This window comes from Serratia sp. HNCC26DJ244 (genome assembly GCF_057180565.1).
This window is the reverse complement of record NZ_JBXUGO010000002.1, coordinates 219,357-238,304: the sequence shown is the minus strand read 5'-3', so window position 1 is coordinate 238,304 and position 18,948 is coordinate 219,357. Positions and strand designations below refer to the sequence as shown.

Annotated in this window: 14 protein-coding genes and 2 pseudogenes; 5 read left to right on the top strand and 11 right to left on the bottom strand. The window is 49.9% G+C overall.

Annotated elements, in window-relative coordinates; genetic code table 11:
• Window positions 1-61: 61 nt before the first annotated feature.
• The 7 genes and pseudogenes from eno to AC2A06_RS02620 form a co-directional block, all read right to left on the bottom strand.
• The gene (gene eno, locus AC2A06_RS02650; protein ID WP_023490907.1) at window positions 62-1,357 is read right to left on the bottom strand and encodes a phosphopyruvate hydratase; all 1,296 of its coding nucleotides are present in this window, start codon (window positions 1,355-1,357) and stop codon (window positions 62-64) included.
• 83 nt (window positions 1,358-1,440) lie between these two features.
• Window positions 1,441-3,078, bottom strand: coding sequence for a glutamine hydrolyzing CTP synthase (gene pyrG / locus AC2A06_RS02645; RefSeq protein ID WP_023490908.1), 1,638 nt, complete (start codon window positions 3,076-3,078; stop codon window positions 1,441-1,443).
• Between the two features lie 421 nt (window positions 3,079-3,499).
• The gene (mazG, locus tag AC2A06_RS02640; RefSeq protein ID WP_484379261.1) at window positions 3,500-4,306 is read right to left on the bottom strand and encodes a nucleoside triphosphate pyrophosphohydrolase; all 807 of its coding nucleotides are present in this window, start codon (window positions 4,304-4,306) and stop codon (window positions 3,500-3,502) included.
• Between the two features lie 114 nt (window positions 4,307-4,420).
• Entirely contained in the window at window positions 4,421-6,655 is a 2,235-nt protein-coding gene (gene relA / locus AC2A06_RS02635) for a GTP diphosphokinase (RefSeq protein WP_484379260.1), read from the bottom strand.
• Between the two features lie 9 nt (window positions 6,656-6,664).
• A pseudogene (locus tag AC2A06_RS02630) lies at window positions 6,665-6,748 on the bottom strand (23S rRNA methyltransferase); the annotation flags it as partial.
• A gap of 116 nt (window positions 6,749-6,864) precedes the next feature.
• A pseudogene (gene rumA, locus AC2A06_RS02625) lies at window positions 6,865-7,172 on the bottom strand (23S rRNA (uracil(1939)-C(5))-methyltransferase RlmD); the annotation flags it as partial.
• Complete coding sequence (locus AC2A06_RS02620; protein ID WP_484379259.1) at window positions 7,159-7,308, bottom strand: hypothetical protein; 150 nt, start codon at window positions 7,306-7,308, stop codon at window positions 7,159-7,161. The pseudogene rumA and the gene AC2A06_RS02620, both read right to left, overlap by 14 nt.
• A 65-nt stretch (window positions 7,309-7,373) precedes the next feature.
• Between AC2A06_RS02620 and barA the strand changes: the two genes are divergently transcribed.
• Window positions 7,374-10,112: a two-component sensor histidine kinase BarA gene (barA, locus tag AC2A06_RS02615; RefSeq protein WP_484379258.1), complete on the top strand. Its 2,739-nt coding sequence runs from the start codon at window positions 7,374-7,376 to the stop codon at window positions 10,110-10,112.
• Between the two features lie 55 nt (window positions 10,113-10,167).
• Here the strand turns inward: barA and degP are convergent, their stop codons facing one another.
• Window positions 10,168-11,625 (bottom strand): serine endoprotease DegP, encoded by a 1,458-nt coding sequence (gene degP, locus AC2A06_RS02610; protein ID WP_473196003.1) that lies wholly within the window; start codon window positions 11,623-11,625, stop codon window positions 10,168-10,170.
• A 138-nt stretch (window positions 11,626-11,763) separates the two neighbouring features.
• Window positions 11,764-13,281, bottom strand: coding sequence for a dGTPase (gene dgt / locus AC2A06_RS02605; RefSeq protein ID WP_484379257.1), 1,518 nt, complete (start codon window positions 13,279-13,281; stop codon window positions 11,764-11,766).
• Window positions 13,282-13,419: 138 nt separating this feature from the next.
• Here dgt and mtnN point away from each other — a divergent pair, with 138 nt between their 5' ends.
• Genes mtnN through AC2A06_RS02590 form a run of 3 tightly spaced genes read left to right on the top strand, consistent with a single transcriptional unit; the run spans window position 13,420 to window position 15,555 of the window.
• Window positions 13,420-14,121, top strand: a complete 702-nt coding sequence (gene mtnN, locus AC2A06_RS02600; protein WP_023489844.1) for a 5'-methylthioadenosine/S-adenosylhomocysteine nucleosidase — start codon at window positions 13,420-13,422, stop codon at window positions 14,119-14,121.
• Window position 14,122: 1 nt separating this feature from the next.
• On the top strand, window positions 14,123-14,929 hold the full coding sequence (gene btuF / locus AC2A06_RS02595; RefSeq protein ID WP_037385950.1) for a vitamin B12 ABC transporter substrate-binding protein BtuF: 807 nt from the start codon (window positions 14,123-14,125) through the stop codon (window positions 14,927-14,929).
• The gene (locus AC2A06_RS02590) at window positions 14,929-15,555 is read left to right on the top strand and encodes a TRIC cation channel family protein (RefSeq protein ID WP_023489846.1); all 627 of its coding nucleotides are present in this window, start codon (window positions 14,929-14,931) and stop codon (window positions 15,553-15,555) included. Before btuF ends, AC2A06_RS02590 begins: the two co-directional genes overlap by 1 nt.
• A gap of 191 nt (window positions 15,556-15,746) precedes the next feature.
• Here the strand turns inward: AC2A06_RS02590 and erpA are convergent, their stop codons facing one another.
• Complete coding sequence (erpA, locus tag AC2A06_RS02585) at window positions 15,747-16,091, bottom strand: iron-sulfur cluster insertion protein ErpA (protein ID WP_023489847.1); 345 nt, start codon at window positions 16,089-16,091, stop codon at window positions 15,747-15,749.
• A gap of 432 nt (window positions 16,092-16,523) precedes the next feature.
• Between erpA and hemL the strand changes: the two genes are divergently transcribed.
• Window positions 16,524-17,813, top strand: coding sequence for a glutamate-1-semialdehyde 2,1-aminomutase (gene hemL / locus AC2A06_RS02580; RefSeq protein WP_484379256.1), 1,290 nt, complete (start codon window positions 16,524-16,526; stop codon window positions 17,811-17,813).
• 62 nt (window positions 17,814-17,875) lie between these two features.
• Here hemL and ampE read toward each other — a convergent pair whose 3' ends face one another.
• The gene (gene ampE, locus AC2A06_RS02575; RefSeq protein ID WP_484379255.1) at window positions 17,876-18,730 is read right to left on the bottom strand and encodes a beta-lactamase regulator AmpE; all 855 of its coding nucleotides are present in this window, start codon (window positions 18,728-18,730) and stop codon (window positions 17,876-17,878) included.
• Window positions 18,731-18,948: the final 218 nt, after the last annotated feature.

Here is an 18,948-nt window from a genome sequence, read left to right as displayed (position 1 = left end):
GCGGCGGGTTTTCACTTAACTATCTACTTAACTCTCTACTTAACTCACAATCAAAGACTGATTACTGACCTTTAACTTCTTTCAGGCCATTAAACGGTGCACGGTTACCCAGTGCTTCTTCGATACGGATCAACTGGTTGTACTTAGCCACACGATCAGAACGGCTCATAGAACCAGTCTTGATCTGACCTGCTGCTGTACCCACCGCCAGATCAGCGATAGTCGCATCTTCAGTTTCACCTGAACGGTGAGAAATCACCGCAGTGTAGCCGGCGTCTTTAGCCATCTTGATAGCAGCCAGGGTTTCGGTCAGAGAACCGATCTGGTTGAACTTGATCAGGATAGAGTTAGCAATGCCTTTATCAATACCTTCTTTCAGGATTTTGGTGTTGGTTACGAACAGATCGTCACCCACCAACTGGATTTTGTCACCCAGCACTTTGGTCTGGTAGGCAAAACCGGCCCAATCAGACTCATCCAGACCATCTTCAATGGAAACGATTGGGTATTGCTTGGTCAAGTCTTCCAGGAAGTGAGTAAACTCTTCGGAGGTAAACGCCTTGTTACCTTCGCCAGCCAGGACGTATTTACCATCTTTATAGAATTCAGAGGCTGCACAGTCCATCGCCAGAGTCACATCTTTACCCAGCTCATAGCCTGCCGCTTTCACCGCTTCGGCAATTACTGCCAATGCTTCTGCGTTAGAACCCAGGTTTGGCGCATAGCCACCTTCATCACCCACTGCGGTGTTCATGCCTTTGGCCTTCAGCACTTTTGCCAGGTGATGGAATACTTCAGAACCGATACGTACCGCTTCTTTCAGGGTTTTTGCGCCTACTGGCTGAATCATAAACTCTTGGATGTCGACGTTGTTGTCGGCGTGCTCACCACCGTTGATGATGTTCATCATTGGCAATGGCATAGAGAATTTGCCTGGAGTACCATTCAGTTCAGCAATATGCTCATACAGCGGCATACCTTTAGAGGCAGCTGCTGCTTTGGCGTTAGCCAGAGAAACCGCCAGGATAGCGTTAGCACCGAATTGAGATTTATTCTCGGTACCATCCAGATCGATCATGATCTTGTCGATGTTCGCTTGATCGCTAGCATCTTTACCCATGACTGCCTGAGCAATTGGGCCGTTTACTGCAGCAACGGCTTTCAGCACGCCTTTACCCAGGAAACGCGACTTGTCACCATCACGCAGTTCCAGTGCTTCACGAGAACCAGTAGATGCACCTGATGGCGCAGCAGCCAGACCGACAAAACCACCTTCCAGATGAACTTCAGCTTCAACAGTTGGATTGCCGCGTGAGTCGATAATTTCACGGCCAATGACTTTCACAATTTTAGACATACAGGTTTTCCTCAAGTCACAAGTTAAATTAAAACTCCAGACAAACAACGCGCGGTTTTACCGCGCGCTGTCGACTAAAACTCTTATTTCTCCTGACGCTTCTGATAATCGGCCGCTGCCTTGACAAAGCCAGCAAACAGCGGGTGACCATCACGTGGCGTCGAAGTAAATTCAGGGTGGAACTGGCAAGCGACAAACCATGGATGGTCAGGCAGCTCAATAATTTCAACCAGCTTGTTATCTGCAGAACGACCAGCAACCCGTAAACCCGCCGCTTCGATCGGTTTCAACAGCATATTGTTCACTTCATAACGGTGGCGATGACGCTCAGTAATGGTGGGTTCGCCATACATTTTACGCACCAGACTATTGTCCGTCAGATGACATTGCTGACCACCAACACGCATCGTGCCACCGAGATCACTTTCTTCAGTACGGACCTCGACGTTACCTTCTTCATCACGCCATTCGGTAATCAAGGCCACTACCGGGTACTTACAATCTGGCACAAACTCAGTGGAGTTGGCGTTTTCCATACCCACCACATTGCGGGCAAACTCCATCAATGCCACTTGCATACCCAAGCAGATGCCAAGATAAGGAATTTTGTTTTCGCGGGCATAGCGGGCAGTCATTACCTTGCCTTCTACGCCACGGTAACCGAAACCACCGGGGATCAGGATAGCATCCAGATCTTTCAGCACTTCTACACCACGGGTTTCCACATCTTGTGAGTCGATCAACTTGATGTTGACGGTCACACGATTTTTCAGGCCCCCATGTTTCAGCGCCTCAATCACTGACTTATAGGCATCGGGCAGTTCGACATATTTGCCCACCATACCTATCGTCACTTCACCACCCGGATTGGCTTCCTGGTAAATCACCTGTTCCCATTCAGAGAGATTCGCCTCAGGCGGCGTCAAACCGAATCGTTTACAAATATAGTCATCCAACCCCTGAGACTTCAATAGCGCAGGAATTTTATAAATAGAATCAATATCTTTTAGGGAGATAACTGCCTTTTCCGGCACATTACAGAACAGCGCAATTTTTGCACGTTCATTGGCTGGAACGGTGCGATCCGAACGACAAATCAGGATATCTGGCTGAATACCAATGGAAAGCAACTCTTTCACCGAGTGTTGGGTCGGTTTGGTTTTCACTTCACCCGCAGCAGCCAGATAAGGCACCAGCGTCAGATGCATATACAGCGTGTGTTCACGGCCTACTCCAACGGCCATCTGACGGATAGCTTCCAAGAACGGCAAGGATTCGATATCGCCAACGGTGCCGCCAATTTCAACCAGAACCACATCGTGGCCTTCGCCGCCTTCAATGATGCGTTCTTTAATGGCGTTAGTGATATGAGGGATGACCTGTATCGTCGCCCCCAAATAGTCACCACGGCGCTCTTTACGCAATACATCAGAGTAGATACGGCCGGTGGTGAAATTATTACGGCGCGTCATTTTGGTACGGATAAAGCGTTCGTAGTGACCGAGATCCAGATCAGTTTCTGCGCCGTCTTCGGTGACGAAAACTTCCCCATGCTGGATCGGGCTCATGGTGCCCGGATCCACATTGATATATGGGTCCAGCTTCATGATGGTAACATTGAGGCCACGGGCTTCAAGAATAGCTGCCAGAGAGGCTGCAGCAATGCCTTTACCCAGAGAGGATACGACCCCGCCAGTCACAAAAATATAATTAGTTGTCATGCTGAACCTGAGAGTTTAGGTTTAAAGACGATGGAAGAACCAAGACGGGAAAGTAGTATACCCGAACCTCTCTTGACCTACAAATGATCGTTTTGCCATCCATCATCTCTATCACCGCCACGAGTTTATCCAGGTAAAGCCGCCCAAGAAATCATAAAAATGCTTTAAAAACAAAAAATAAAGCAAAAATCAGCCAATAATCCGTCTTCTGTGACTATTTCTTTATAAAACGCTATAAAACACCTGAAATTCAGTTTGTTAACCTTAGCTAGCGTCTCGCCCATCATCTGGCACTCTGCAACCTGAATGGGGCCGGCGGAACATCACCACCGCGCGATTCAGCAACGACATGCAACCGAGCTTAACCGTTTCAGCTTAAGCAAGTATTGTCGGCGATCAAACAACCGACAGGGTTTGTCCATCACGTTTCCTGCTGGCTTTCTTGTTTTTTTATCTGCTGCCAGGCAGCTTCCATCTGCTCCAGCGTCGCTTCCTGCAGGGCTAACCCCTGCTGTTGTATGATCTCTTCTACCTGACGAAAACGGCGCTCAAACTTGCGGTTGGCCACCTGTAAGGCATTTTCCGCTTTGTGCCCAAGATGGCGGGAAAGATTAACGGTAGCAAACAGCAGATCGCCGATCTCCTCTTGCAGTTTCTGTTCATCCACCACCGCTTGCCGTACTTCATGCATTACTTCGTCAAGCTCTTCGCGCACTTTAGCCACGACTGGCTCCAAGGTGTGCCAGTCAAACCCCACCGCCGCACAACGCTGCTGAATCTTATGCGCTTTCATTAATGCGGGTAAGGCATTGGGAATATCATCCAGCACTGAATGCAACGCTTTCTCTGCTCGTTCTTCAGCCTTCAGCTGTTCCCAACGCACAGAAACGGCCTGGCTATCCGCCGCGTGGGCATCACCAAAGATATGTGGATGGCGGCGCTCCAGTTTGTCGCTGATGGCATTACACACCTGTTCGAAATCAAACAGCCCTTGCTCCTGCCCCATCTGAGCATAGAACACCACCTGGAACAGGAGATCACCCAGTTCATCGCGCAGATCGGCGTAATCCTGGCGTTCAATAGCATCCAACACTTCGTAAGTTTCTTCCAGCGTATAGGGAGCAATGCTGGCGAAAGTCTGCTTGCGGTCCCAAGGGCAACCCGCTTGTGGGTCGCGCAAGGTTCTCATAATGGCCAGCAAGCGTTGCAGTGAAGAGGTTTGGCTCATGTTAATATCTCAGCAAAAATAGGCACAACACGCCCCAAACGCAGGGCAAACCAAGCACCAAAGGGAACGGATAAATACCGCCCCAAGCCGCTTGAATGACGAAACCAAACGCACTTACTTGCCATGCAGGCGCTTGGCATCTATCACATCAGGTAATTGATTGAGCTTGGCCAATACACGCCCCAGCACTTGCTGATTGTAGATTTCAATGTCCATATCGATTGTCGCCAACTGCTTTTTCGTATCGCTACGGCTGGCAACACCCAATACATTAACTTTTTCGTTAGCCAAGATGGTGGTGATATCCCGTAGCAAGCCACTACGATCATTGGCCAACACCCGCACTACCAGCGAATAACCGCTGGAATAGCTTTCCCCCCAGACCGCATCAACAATACGTTCTGGCGCGTGAGACCGGAGCTCGGCCAGTTGATCACAGTCGGAACGGTGGATCGAGATCCCCCGACCCTGAGTGATAAAACCAACGATGTCATCACCCGGGATCGGTTGACAGCAGCGGGCGATGTGGTGCATCAGATTACCGACACCTTCAACCACCACGCGCCCATTATCTTTACTACGAACCCCTGCCCCAGGTGCTTTATGTTGGGTCAACTGCTGCAATGCCTGGCGATCCTGCTCTTCAGCACTGGGTTGGTTAAGCTTATTTTGCAGGAAGTTGATCATCTGATTAAGACGAATATCACCACCGCCGATCCCCGCCAGCACTTCATCCAGCGAGTTAACGTTATAACGTGGTATCAACAGCTTTTCAGCTTCCCGTAGGCTGATGCCCAGATGCTCCAGCTCATTGTCCAGCATCTGCCGCCCGGCCAGAATATTTTTATCGCGATCCTGTTTGCGGAACCAGTTGTGGATCTTCGAACGCCCACGGCTGGTGGTAATATAACCCAGGTTCGGGTTCAACCAATCTCGGCTAGGATTCGGCTGCTTCTGAGTGATCACTTCGACCTGATCGCCCATTTGCAACTGATAGGTAAAGGGCACGATACGACCACCAATTTTGGCACCAATGCAACGGTGGCCGACATCGCTATGGATGTGGTAGGCAAAATCGAGGGGCGTGGAACCGGTGGGAAGATCTATCACGTCACCTTTAGGGGTAAACACATAGACACGGTCATCAAAAACCTGGCTGCGAACTTCGTCGAGCATTTCGCCAGAATCAGCCATCTCTTCTTGCCAGGCAATCAGTTTACGTAGCCAGGCAATACGCTCTTCATAACCCGAACGTATTGTCGCCACCGCGCCTTCTTTATATTTCCAGTGCGCAGCAACACCCAGTTCAGCATCTTCATGCATTTGACGGGTACGGATCTGGATCTCCAGCGTCCTGCCTCGCGGCCCAAAAACCACAGTATGAATCGACTGATAGCCGTTCGGTTTCGGGTTGGCGACATAATCGTCAAACTCATCTGGCAGGTGACGAAAGTGCGTATGCACAATACCCAATGCGGCATAGCAATCCTGCAAGCGTTCTACCACCACCCGCACGGCACGCACATCGAATAACTCATCGAACGCCAGCGACTTTTTCTGCATCTTGCGCCAGATGCTATAAATGTGTTTCGGGCGGCCATAGATCTCTGCCTTGATCCCTTCCTGATTCATCTCAGTACGCAGTAAAGCGACAAAGTCATCGATATACTGCTCACGATCAATACGGCGTTCATGTAACAGCGTAGCAATACGTTTATATTCGTCAGGATGCAGGTAACGAAAGCAGAAATCTTCCAATTCCCATTTTAATTGACCAATACCGAGACGATTGGCTAATGGCGCATAAATATTGAAACACTCTTTAGCTGCCAGCACCCGCTCATCTTCAGGAGCATCTTTCACTTCGCGCAAGTGAGCGATCCGCTCAGCCAGCTTGATCACCACACAACGGAAATCTTCTACCATCGCCAGCAGCATACGGCGCACGTTGTCGAGCTGTTCTGAGCCCAACGAATCGTTCTGTGTCGCTTTCAGTTGCCGGATGGCATCCATATCACGCACGCCGTGAACCAACGAGGTGATATCAGAACCGAACTCTTCAGTCAGCGTCGCTTCCGGCAAAATACCGGCATCCACCAGCGGGAACAGGAGCGCGGCGCGCATACTGTCGTTATCCATACTGAGGGTGGAGAGGATCTCCACCATTTCCAGACCTCGCCCCAGCAATAACAGCCTATCTCCGTGGCTTTGGGTCTGTTGCTCACAATAATTCCAGGTTGTGGCTAACCGCTCACATGACTGCAGGCTGGGAAGCTTTAAGCTAGCTATCCAATCATCAAGCGCAAACTCCCCCGCCGTATTCAGATGTGCACTTCTTACCGCAACCATAACTATCCCCTACTTTAGCGCTCCTGACGCCTTGATAAACAGCGCCATGGATTCAAGATGCCCCGTATGTGGAAACATGTCTATACCCGTCACCAATGAAGCAGCAGCGGTGTTGGCTACACTCCTTCGCACTGGTCACATAGTTATCTATGCTCCCAGAGACTCACTCCTTTGCTGCCTACCTGCAACTCCATTAAACTTGGGTACCACATCCGCACACGAACCAGATGGTAATCGGCGGCCAGTAACACTTTGCTATCACAAGCCAGTGTCGATGGATTACAGGAAACGTAAACCACACGTTCTGGTGCCAATTTTACAATATGTGACATCACACCGGCAGCGCCAGCGCGGGCAGGATCCAGCATCACCTTATCAAACCCTTGAACTGCCCAAGGTTGCTGTACGACAACCCCCTCCAGATCCTCATGGAAAATGACACATTCATCAGTAAATTCTTATGGGCGTTATATTGCCCATTAGCAACCAGTGTGGCAACACCTTCAATCCCTACCACCGATCACAAAGACGGTTTTACCTTGGTAACGAGCCACCCCTTGGCCAAATGAATCAAGCTCAATGACCGTTACGGTTAATAATTGTGTTGTTGCTCGGGTCGTCACACGGCGTTTGGAAGAGTAGAATTGAGCCATAGTTGTCGATCGAATGCTGGTTCATTGTTAGGATTAGCTAACTGATTCTCCCAAATTGGAATCCCATGACCAAATACAGCTTACGCGCGCGCATGATGATCCTGATCCTGGCACCGACATTATTGATCGGTTCACTGCTCAGCACCTTCTTTGTTGTGCATCGCTACAACGAGTTGCAGAAGCAGCTTATTGATGCGGGTAGCAGTATTATTGGGCCTCTGGCGGTCGCCAGCGAATACGGCATGACCTACCCCAGTCGAGAATCGGTCAAACAACTGGTTAGCCTGCTGCATCGCCGCCATTCCGATATTGTACGTTCAATTGCCGTCTTTGATGCCCATAACAATCTGTTTGCCACCTCTAATTCCCACTCTAATTACACGCAATTGCAGTTACCGAAAGAAGTCGCCATGCCTTCTGAATTGATGCTGACGCGAAGAGGGGACTCGTTGATTTTGCGCACCCCTATCTTGTCTGAAAATCAATACTCAGATGAAAGTACCAACAACGAAACGCCTCATGATAACAATCTCGGCTATGTGGCCATCGAGATCGATTTACAATCGGTACGCTTGCAACAGTACAAAGAGATTTTCGTTGCAACATTATTACTCTTGTCGTGCATGTGCATCGCCATTTTGTTTGCTTACCGTTTAGTACAAGGCGTGACAGCGCCTATCCGCAATATGGTTAACACCGTTGACCGCATCCGTCGCGGGCAATTGGATAGCCGAGTGGAAGGCTCTATGCTCGGTGAGCTGCAGATGCTGAAAAACGGTATCAACTCCATGGCGATGTCGCTGACCGCTTACCATGAAGAGATGCAGCAAAATATTGATCAGGCGACATCCGATCTGCGTGAAACCCTTGAGCAGATGGAGATCCAGAACGTTGAACTGGATTTGGCGAAAAAGCGCGCCCAAGAAGCAGCACGTATCAAATCTGAGTTCCTGGCAAATATGTCCCATGAACTGAGAACCCCACTCAATGGTGTTATCGGTTTTACTCGCCAGATGCTAAAAACCGAACTCAACACCACCCAGACAGATTATTTACAAACCATTGAGCGTTCGGCCAATAACCTGTTGTCTATCATTAATGATGTGTTGGACTTCTCCAAACTGGAGGCCGGTAAGCTGGTACTGGAACATATTCCATTCTCGCTGCGCGAAACCCTAGACGAAGTGGTCGTTTTGCTCGCCCCAAGTGCCCATGAAAAAGGGCTGGAACTGACGCTGGATGTACAAAATGATGTTCCTGAGCAAGTGATTGGTGATGCATTGCGCCTACAGCAGATCGTCACCAATTTGTTGGGTAACGCAGTGAAGTTTACTGAAACCGGCAATATCGATATCCGTGTGGAACAACGTAACCAGTTGGAACGACAGGTAGAATTGGAAATACAGATCCACGATACTGGCATCGGGATTTCCGAACGCCAGCAGTCGCAACTGTTCCAAGCCTTCCGCCAAGCGGATGCCAGTATTTCTCGCCGCCATGGGGGGACTGGGTTAGGTCTGGTGATCACCCAGAAACTGGTGAAAGAGATGGGAGGAGACATCTGTTTTCACAGCCAGTTAAACCGTGGATCCACCTTCTGGTTCCATATTACGCTGGATCTCAATGAAGGCATGTTGTCATTGCCGCCAAGCCTACCCGATCTGCGGGGTAAAACACTGGCCTACATCGAAGCTAACCCTGTTGCAGCACAGGCGACGCTGAATATGTTAAGCGCCACCCATTTGCTGGTGACGCATTCTCCTACACTCAGCCAGTTACCAAGAGATTCCTATGATTTCATGCTGGTAGGTGTCCCCATTCCTTACCGAGAAAATATCACCCATCATCGTGAAAAGTTAGAAGAGGCGTTGACGATTGCCGACCGCGTGATCCTGGCTTTACCGAGCCAATCGCAAATCGACGCCGAGGAGATGAAAAAACTGGGGGCGATTGGCTGCCTAACCAAACCCATCAGTAGCAGCCGTTTGTACCCATTACTACGTCTGGAGCCCCCTCAGCGCTCAAGTACACTGACGACAGAACGTAAGCGCCTACCACTGACCGTCATGGCGGTGGATGATAACCCGGCCAACCTGAAACTGATTGGCACCCTGTTGCAAGAGCAAGTGGAAAAAACGTTCCTGTGCGAAAGCGGGGAGGAAGCTATCGCATTAGCACGTGAGAATGTTCTGGATATGATCCTGATGGATATTCAGATGCCTAACATTGATGGTATCCAAGCCAGCGAGCTGATCCACAAAATGCCGCATCACAACTCGACCCCCATCGTGGCGGTAACGGCCCACGCAGTCAGTGGTGAACGCCAACACCTGTTACAAGCCGGAATGGATGACTATCTGGCAAAACCCATTGATGAAGCCATGCTGACACGAGTGCTTTCACGTTATCTCAACGCCAAAGTCGAACCCGAACCGTTAAAATCCCGTAGCCCATCTGACGCTGCTCTGGCCTTGGATTGGTCATTAGCATTGCGCCAGGCCGCCAATAAAGACGATCTCGCTCGTGACTTGCTGCAAATGTTGATTGAGTTTCTACCACAGGTCAGTGAACGGGTGAAAGGCCTATTGGATGGACAATCAGACGAAGGCATTCTCGATCTGATCCACAAGTTGCACGGTAGTTGCAGTTATAGCGGTGTCCCACGTCTGAAACAGCTCTGTTTCTATCTTGAACAACAGCTACGCCAAGGGGTTGACAGCCACGATCTTGAGCCGGAATGGTTAGAACTGCTGGATGAGATCGAACTGGTGAAAACTGAGGCGAGTTTCCAATTGGGGTCATGATGCAAAAAACCAGCCACTGGGGAAAACCAGTGGCTGGGGTATAGAACAGAAAATCTTACTGCATCAACAAATACAGCTTCGTGTCACCACGTTGGATGTTCAGCGCCAATACCGAAGGTTTGCTATCGATAATTTTGCGCAGCTCACCCAGGTTTTCAACGGCTTGTTGGTTTACCCCGAGGATCAGGTCACCTTTTTTCAGGCCAATGCGTGCTGCAGCACTGCCAGCTTTTACATTGTCTACTTTCACCCCTTTTTCTTTGCCAGAATTGTTACTTAATTCCGCGCCTTCGATACCGGTATAAATATTACTAGAATCAACTTGTGAATGACTCCCCTGCTCCAGCGTCAACTCGATATTCAGTAGTTTACCGTCACGGATAAGGCCTAAGGACATCTTGGTGCCAATCGGCAGACTACCGATCTCAGCTCGGAACGAAGCAAAGCTGGAAATGGCTTTACCATTCATGCTGACAATGACGTCACCGGCTTTAACACCCGCTTTATCAGCAGAAGACTTTGGCACTACCTGGCTGATAAATGCACCGCGCTGAGCATCCACTTTCATCGCCTGAGCCAGATCGGAGTTCAGTTCAGTGCCCATAATACCTAGCTCACCGCGTTTCACCTGGCCGTATTCCACCATTTGCGCCGTCAGGTTTTTCACCATATTGCTGGGAATAGCAAAACCGATACCGATATTACCGCCATCCGGTGCCAGGATCGCGGTATTGATCCCGATCAGTTCGCCATTCAGATTCACCAGTGCCCCACCGGAGTTACCCCGGTTGATTGCCGCATCGGTCTGGATAAAGTTCTCGTAATTTTCGATATTCAAACCACTACGCCCCAGAGCTGACACTATCCCTGAGGTTGCGGTTTCCCCCAAGCCATAAGGATTACCAATCGCGACGGTATAGTCACCCACACGCAATTGCTCAGAATCTGCCATCTTGATGGCGGTCAGATTTTTGGCCTCTTTCAATTGGATCAGCGCGATATCTGAACGAGGATCCTTACCAATCACTTTAGCTTCGAAGCGACGGCCATCACTCAACTGCACCTGAATTTTAGTGGCATTGTCTACCACATGGTTGTTGGTCACCACATAACCTTTAGCGGCATCAATAATGACGCCAGAACCGAGAGACTTGAAGGGTTCTTTGATACCTTGATCATCAGCTCCGCCCTGCCCCCCTTGACCACCCGCCCCTTGGCACATGGGTGATGCTTGGAAAGGTGAGCCCTCTTGGCAGAATGGCGAATTATCACCAAAGAATTGCTGGAACTGTTGAGGCATTCTCTGTCTATTCACCGTGGTGCTGCCTTCAACATTGATGCTCACCACAGAAGGCATCACTTTTTCCAACATGGGGGCTAAACTGGGTAATTGCTGGGCAGTAGCAGTAGATGCAGCTGCACTTTCTGCTGCAGTCGCGCTGGTCACCACTGGCCCTAAAGCCATACCCACACTGAAAGCCAAGGCGCTTAAAACCAATGCTGTCTTTTTCATCTGTATATCTCTTAAAAGTCGTTTAATTAAATACGGTGGTCTGGATGCTTAGTAAGAGCCTGTAAATAAGCCGAAGTTCCAATACCGTCATCAGCCAATAGTAAACAAATATTCTCCGTCTTTACAAAACTCGAAATATTACTCAGCAGCCATTAAACGACGATATTCATCATAAGCATACAGATCAGTCATACCACTAATATAATCCTGTAATAAACGTGCTCGATAATAATATTCTCTCACTGTCAATTGCTCGGCGGAAAGATGCTGTAAACCGCTAACTGCCTCCACGTAAGCTAATCGATGTTTAGTAGAGAGCTTATGATATAACCGCGTTTCAATAGGGAATGCGCGATGGCTATCTTCGCGTACCAACTGACTAAAATCCGCTTGGGACATCGCCAACAATGGACTGTAAATATCCAGTAATCCATTGATTACCCGATACCCCTGTAACTCGAGCTGCTCCACCTCTGGGTGATTGAACACCTTCTTGAATGCGACGTTTTTAAAAACCTGAAGCAATTTACAGGCTGGACTGTCATCCTCTAACAGCGCACCGTTAAAGCGGCCATGATATACCGCATCCAGATTATCAATAAAACGCTGTGCCGCATGGGGAACTAACCTGGCCACGGTAAATACCCGTAGGTACATGAAAAACTGTTCTTCCGAACTGCGACGTGCGCCACTAGATTCAATTTTTCCAAACGCGCTAGCAACGGTTTTATCAAACAGATCCCCAGGCGTAATATCGCCCCACTCTTTCACTAAATGTTGATAAAGCTGCTCAACAGTAAATATTTTTTTCTCAACAGCATCTTCCAAGTCGGCCACACAATAAGAAATATCATCAGCGGCCTCCATAATATAGGTCAGTGGGAAACGATCAAATTCGCCCATATTCAATTCACGCCGTAAGCGTTCGACAAAGCTCTCTTCCGCCAGATAAAAACCCGGTTTTTTCATCAGATAATGGTGACTGGCCGGAATTTCATCTGACCAATAGGCGGGGCGAGTATATTTTAAAATGCAGCCCACTTGGGCATAGGTCAAATTCAGTTTCAGCAGTGTATGCACCAAGCGAATTGCCTGCGCATTCCCTTCAAAATGGCTGAGGTCTTGACGAATACGGCTACGCAAGCGGTTCAGGTCGCTCTCCCCGGCACGCAGACGCAAAATGTCAACCTGACAGCGGTCATGGCTACTTGGCTCACTACCACAATTAGCCGGATCGAGACGCTGGTGGAACCAGTCTTTAATCGCCGATTCACCGAAATGACCAAAGGGAGGGTTGCCGATGTCATGCATCAGACACGCCATCTCGACAATACTTTCAAAAGGATCAAGTAACTTACTCAGGCCCAACGTATCAATACGCTGATCCTGCTTGAAGCGGTTCAGGATCTCTTTGGCAATATGCCGCCCGACCTGTTGAACCTCCATTGAGTGCGTGAGACGACTGCGCACTGCTGCATTACGCTCCAATGGAAATACTTGGGTTTTCTGCTGCAAGCGACGGATCGCTGCCGAGTTAACAATACGCCCGCGATCGCTCTCAAACTGTCGGACAATATCATACTCCTCTTCGGCTTCAATTCGTTTGCTGAATGGCCGTTGAAAGCTGATCTTCTGTTTAAAATCGATCACCGACATCTGTTTCCCCTACCGTTGCACATTCCTACTGTGATAACAATTCCCCGCTGCAGATGCAACGTTATTGCCGATTATCTCTCGCTGCGAGCCATGATAAACTATGGCACAATTTCCATACCCTATCAGTGAGAGTGAGTGATGAAAGTAGGCATTATCGGTGCAATGGAGCAAGAAGTGGCATTACTGCGCGAGCAGATTGTTAACCGCCAGACGATTCAACGTGCAGGTTGTGAAATCTATACCGGTCAAATCAATGGTGTTGACGTGGCATTGCTCAAGTCCGGCATTGGTAAAGTCGCTGCGGCATTGGGGACCACCTTACTGCTGGAACACTGCAAACCTGACGTCGTCATCAATACCGGTTCCGCCGGTGGCCTGGCCCCCACACTGAACGTGGGCGATATCGTAGTCTCTGAAGAGGTACGCTATCACGATGTCGATGTGACTGCCTTTGGTTATCAACCCGGTCAAATGGCCTGTTGCCCTGCGGCGTTTATTGCCAACGAGGCGTTGATCGCCCTGGCTGAAAGCTGCATCGAACAACTCGATCTGCATGCCGTGCGGGGTTTGATTTGCAGTGGTGATGCTTTCATTAACGGAGCCGAACCCTTGGCGCGGATCCGTGCCCATTTCCCAACTGTTGCCGCTGTTGAGATGGAGGCAGCGGCTATCGCCCATGTCTGCCACTTGTTCTCAACACCGTTTGTCGTAGTTCGTGCTATTTCTGATGTTGCTGACCAGCAGTCACATATCAGCTTCGACGAATTCCTGCTGGTAGCAGCCAAACAGTCTTCGCTGATCGTCAATGCCATGCTGCAAACGCTGGGCAAACGTGATTGATGTGAAAGCGCGTTTCTCCATCCTGTTATGCTGGCTGGTTTGCTGGGCAGTGTTACCCATTCATGCTGCTCAGCGTGTTATCAGCCTGGCACCCAGCACCACTGAACTCGCTTATGCGGCGGGCATGGGTGATACCTTGCTGGCTGTCAGTGCCTATTCCGATTACCCCCCAGAAGCCCAAAAACTGGAACAGGTAGCTTCTTGGCAAGGGGTCAATGTGGAACGGGTGTTGGCGTTAAAGCCGGACTTGATCTTGGCATGGCGTGGCAGTACTCCCCAGCGGGTACTGGATCAATTCGCCGCTTTCGGCATCCCTATTTTCTATGCAGATGCAAAAAATATTGATGACATCGCTCACTCGCTGGATGCCCTGGCCCAGTACAGCCCTCATCCACAGCTGGCCCATCAAGCAGCACAAGCGATCCGCCAGCAAGTCGCAGAACTGAAAGCCCGCTATGCCAATAATCCTTCCCCTCGGGTCTTGTTGCAATTCGGTACCCAGCCATTGTTCACCAGTTCTGCGGCTACACTGCAAAGTCAGGTGCTCTCTTTGTGTGGTGCAGAGAATATCTTTGCAGATAGCCGAGTCCCTTGGCCACAAATCAGCCGTGAGCAGGTACTGGTGAGAAAACCACAAGCCATCGTCATTAGCGGTAGCCCACAGCAAATCGCCAATGTGAAAGCTTTTTGGGCCCCACAATTGGCCGTGCCGGTTATCGCGTTAGATGAAGATTGGTTTAGCCGCGCCGGACCACGCATCGTATTGGCGGCGCAATCGTTATGTAGTCAATTGGCGGAGATTCACTGATGATAGGGTATAACCTGATGTTATGGTTAGATATTCTTGGCACTGCGGTGTTCGCTATCTCGGGAGTATTACTGGCCGGTAAGCTGCGGATGGATCCTTTTGGCGTGTTGGTGCTGGGGGTGGTAACGGCCATCGGCGGCGGAACAATCCGTGATATGGCATTAGCTAATGGCCCGGTGTTCTGGGTAAAAGATCCTACCGATCTGATAGTGGCCATGCTCACCTGTGTGTTGACGCTACTACTGGTACGTCAGCCACGCCGATTACCTAAGTGGATCCTGCCAGTACTGGACGCCATCGGCCTGGCCGTGTTTGTCGGCATTGGCGTCAATAAAGCCTTCGATGCAGGTAGTGGGCCATTAGTGGCTGTCTGCATGGGCGTTATCACTGGCGTTGGTGGCGGTATCATCCGCGATGTGCTAGCACGTGAAATTCCAATGATCCTACGTACAGAAGTCTATGCCACCGCCTGCATTATTGGCGGAACAGTGCACGCCGCCACGTTCTATATCCTTGGTATCTCGCTGCAACAGGCGATGATGCTAGGTATGGTGATTACTCTGGGGATCCGCCTGGCAGCAATTCGTTGGCATTTGAAATTACCGGCATTTGTTCTCGAACAGTAGTTATCGAACAATAGTTATCGAACAATAGTCTGGCAGTTACCTCTTGGTCTGCGAACGCCCCCATAGATGGCCTACCGGTGTTCATTCAAGCTGCGAAATCGTTGCCTGCAACTTGAATGAACCTGGGGGCAAACCCCTGAGGCGCCACCGTAACTCCATCATTCGGGTTGTGGTGTTGAGCAAACATAACATTAAATACTGAATGAGGAGCCACAACCACAAGTGGTTTTAGCATTGGGATTAACCACGACAAAGCGGGAACCTTCCAGCCCCTCGGTATAATCCACTGCCCCACCCACCAGATATTGCAGACTCATCGGGTCAACCACCAACTCAACCCCTTGCATTTCAATCGTGGCATCCCCTTCATTGACCTTATCGTCAAAGGTGAAACCATACTGGAATCCACTGCAACCACCACCGGTAATGTAAACCCGCAACTTAAGGTTTGGATTCTCTTCATCAGCAATCAGGTCTTTTACCTTATTTGCTGCTGCCTCAGTAAATTTCAGGGGCAGTGCTGCTTCATCGCTCATACTCTTTACTCCCAACCATGTTCTGCATCAGGGATGCCAAGGATACCTGATCAATATCTTCAATTATCGCTACCTGTCGCCATTCAAGCGTCAAGGTTGTCGGCTACAACTCGATAAACCTGAGTATAATACCTGAGTGTTGCATTCAAGTATTCACTAATTTGTCGCATTCTATCTCGCTGTTTCCCCCAGCTAGCGTTCCCCACCCTTGCCGCCATGATAAGAACAGGGGTTTTATCCTGACGCATAAACAGGCGAACTTTGTCACAACGTCTCAAACGTGGTTTCGTTGTTACTGGAGATTGCAGCGGAAATTCAGACATAATGAGTTATTCATTATCGAAGTGAAAAATAGTACCCATACCTAAGCCAACTATTCTATACAATAACCGGGTCAAATCATCCAAATATAAACTCAGGAGCAAGTTGTTTATGAGCCTACACAGTAAGTCCGAAAGTCTGTACGCCCAGGCGCAACAGTTAATCCCAGGTGGAGTTAACTCCCCAGTGCGTGCATTCACCGGTGTAGGTGGTACCCCGCTGTTTATCGCACATGCTGATGGCGCTTATCTGTTTGATGTCGACGGTAAAGCTTATATCGATTATGTCGGTTCCTGGGGGCCAATGGTATTAGGCCACAACCATCCCGCAATCCGTAACGCCGTCATCGAAGCAGCACAACGTGGCTTGAGCTTCGGTGCCCCCACGGAAATGGAAGTCAAAATGGCGGAATTGGTCACCAATCTGGTACCAACGATGGATATGGTTCGTATGGTGAACTCTGGCACTGAAGCGACCATGAGCGCCATCCGACTGGCTCGTGGCTATACCCACCGTGACAAAATCATCAAGTTTGAAGGCTGTTACCATGGGCACGCCGACTGCCTGCTGGTAAAAGCGGGATCCGGCGCGTTAACCTTGGGTCAACCCAATTCACCAGGTGTACCTGCAGACTTTGCCAAGCACACCTTGACCTGCACCTATAACGACCTCGATTCTGTACGTCGCGCATTTGAACAATATCCGGCCGAGATTGCCTGTATCATCGTTGAACCGGTCGCTGGCAATATGAACTGTATTCCGCCGTTGCCTGAGTTTCTACCCGGTTTGCGCGCGTTATGTGACCAATATGGTGCACTATTGATTATTGATGAGGTGATGACCGGTTTCCGTGTCGCACTCGCCGGGGCTCAAGCTTACTATGAGGTGGAACCGGACCTGACCTGCCTGGGCAAGATTATTGGTGGGGGAATGCCAGTAGGTGCTTTTGGTGGCCGCCGTGAGGTGATGGAGGCGTTAGCCCCTACAGGCCCGGTGTATCAGGCCGGTACATTGTCGGGTAACCCGATTGCTATGGCCGCGGGCTTCGCCTGTCTGAACGAGGTGGCACAAGTAGGTGTTCACCAGACACTGACCGAATTAACCACCAAGTTGGCAAACGGCCTGTTGCACGCGGCAAAAGATCAGAATATCCCATTAGTTGTCAATCACGTGGGGGGCATGTTTGGTCTGTTCTTTACCGATGCGCCAAGCGTCACCTGCTATCAGGATGTGATGAAGTGCGATGTCGAGCGCTTTAAACACTTTTTCCACCTGATGCTGGATGAAGGGGTTTATCTGGCCCCCTCAGCCTTTGAGGCCGGGTTTATGTCTATTGCCCATAGTGATGAAGACATCCAGCGCACCATCGATGCTGCGCGCCGTTGTTTCGCCAAACTGTAATCCTCTTACGGGCGCCTAGCGCCCGTCATTTCTGCATGCTGACAAGATCTTGCTGCCAATCCTCACAGCAATGCGCCGTAAATTGTCAGCAACGCCACCACAACCACCACAAACAGTGTGACCTTGCGCGCTAACAACACGGCTGCACGCGGTGTCTGTACGGGATCGGTATGAGGTTCGCGCGCCAGCGAAAACTGCGCCAAACGTGTCAATACTTGATACTGTGAAGTGTGACGGTCCCACAACGAAGCAAACCACGCAGGCAATGCCTTTTCACCGTGCCCCAACAAGGCATAAACCACCCCCGCCAGACGTACCGGGATCCAATCCAGGCAATGTAGTAAGGATTCTATCCCCGCCTGAGAACGCTCCAGTGGCGAATGATGGCGGGCCAACCAGGTTTGATAAGCCCGCAGAAATGCATATCCCGCCAAGGCGATTGGCCCATAAGGCCCGCACACCACAAACCAGAACAGCGGTGCCAGATAATAACGGTAGTTAATCCATAGCAAGGCATTCTGTAGTTCACGCAGGCGCTCTTCTACGCTCCCATTCACCGGCAAACCATGAATCAGTGACAACTCTTCCGCCATCTGATCACTGGCATGGCTATCTCCTTGCTGCGCAGCCTGCAGATAGGCTCGATAATGTTGACGTATCGCCCCGGCCCCCACGCACAACAGGCCAATCGCTATCCACAACAGTAATGAAACGACGCCAAACAGCAGGCCCCGTAACAGCCATAAGATAGCCCATACTAAAGCCATCCAGGCCAAGGCCATCACCAGCGTCCGCAACAAGGAGAAACGATGCTGACGCTGAAACACTACGTCAAGATAGTGATCCAATTGCCAGTGCTCACCCTGTTTAAATAGACGTTCCCACGCCAAAACCAGTAATAGCGTAAACAGCGTCATCAGCTCATCCTCACCTTCTCTCGGTTAAATTCTCATTACTCTGCAAGTTTCGAGCAGAGGATACCTATATTACCCTCTTCACTTAACGCCAACCTGCCACTCAAGTGAACTTGAGTATAATGCTTGCTGTGGTACTTACTCTAACAACAGAGTAGCATGATTCCGAAAAGTGAAATTAATAAATTGATATTAAAGGGATTTAATTCAAAAGCATCCAA

Bases quoted from the DNA above. Each gene is read 5' to 3' on its own strand.
- eno (WP_023490907.1), bottom strand. From the start codon at position 1,357: ATGTCTAAAATTGTGAAAGTCATTGGCCGTGAAATTATCGACTCACGC.
- pyrG (WP_023490908.1), bottom strand. From the start codon at position 3,078: ATGACAACTAATTATATTTTTGTGACTGGCGGGGTCGTATCCTCTCTG.
- mazG (WP_484379261.1), bottom strand. From the start codon at position 4,306: ATGAGCCAAACCTCTTCACTGCAACGCTTGCTGGCCATTATGAGAACC.
- relA (WP_484379260.1), bottom strand. From the start codon at position 6,655: ATGGTTGCGGTAAGAAGTGCACATCTGAATACGGCGGGGGAGTTTGCG.
- AC2A06_RS02620 (WP_484379259.1), bottom strand. From the start codon at position 7,308: ATGGCTCAATTCTACTCTTCCAAACGCCGTGTGACGACCCGAGCAACA.
- barA (WP_484379258.1), top strand. From the start codon at position 7,374: ATGACCAAATACAGCTTACGCGCGCGCATGATGATCCTGATCCTGGCA.
- degP (WP_473196003.1), bottom strand. From the start codon at position 11,625: ATGAAAAAGACAGCATTGGTTTTAAGCGCCTTGGCTTTCAGTGTGGGT.
- dgt (WP_484379257.1), bottom strand. From the start codon at position 13,281: ATGTCGGTGATCGATTTTAAACAGAAGATCAGCTTTCAACGGCCATTC.
- mtnN (WP_023489844.1), top strand. From the start codon at position 13,420: ATGAAAGTAGGCATTATCGGTGCAATGGAGCAAGAAGTGGCATTACTG.
- AC2A06_RS02590 (WP_023489846.1), top strand. From the start codon at position 14,929: ATGATAGGGTATAACCTGATGTTATGGTTAGATATTCTTGGCACTGCG.
- erpA (WP_023489847.1), bottom strand. From the start codon at position 16,091: ATGAGCGATGAAGCAGCACTGCCCCTGAAATTTACTGAGGCAGCAGCA.
- hemL (WP_484379256.1), top strand. From the start codon at position 16,524: ATGAGCCTACACAGTAAGTCCGAAAGTCTGTACGCCCAGGCGCAACAG.
- ampE (WP_484379255.1), bottom strand. From the start codon at position 18,730: ATGACGCTGTTTACGCTATTACTGGTTTTGGCGTGGGAACGTCTATTT.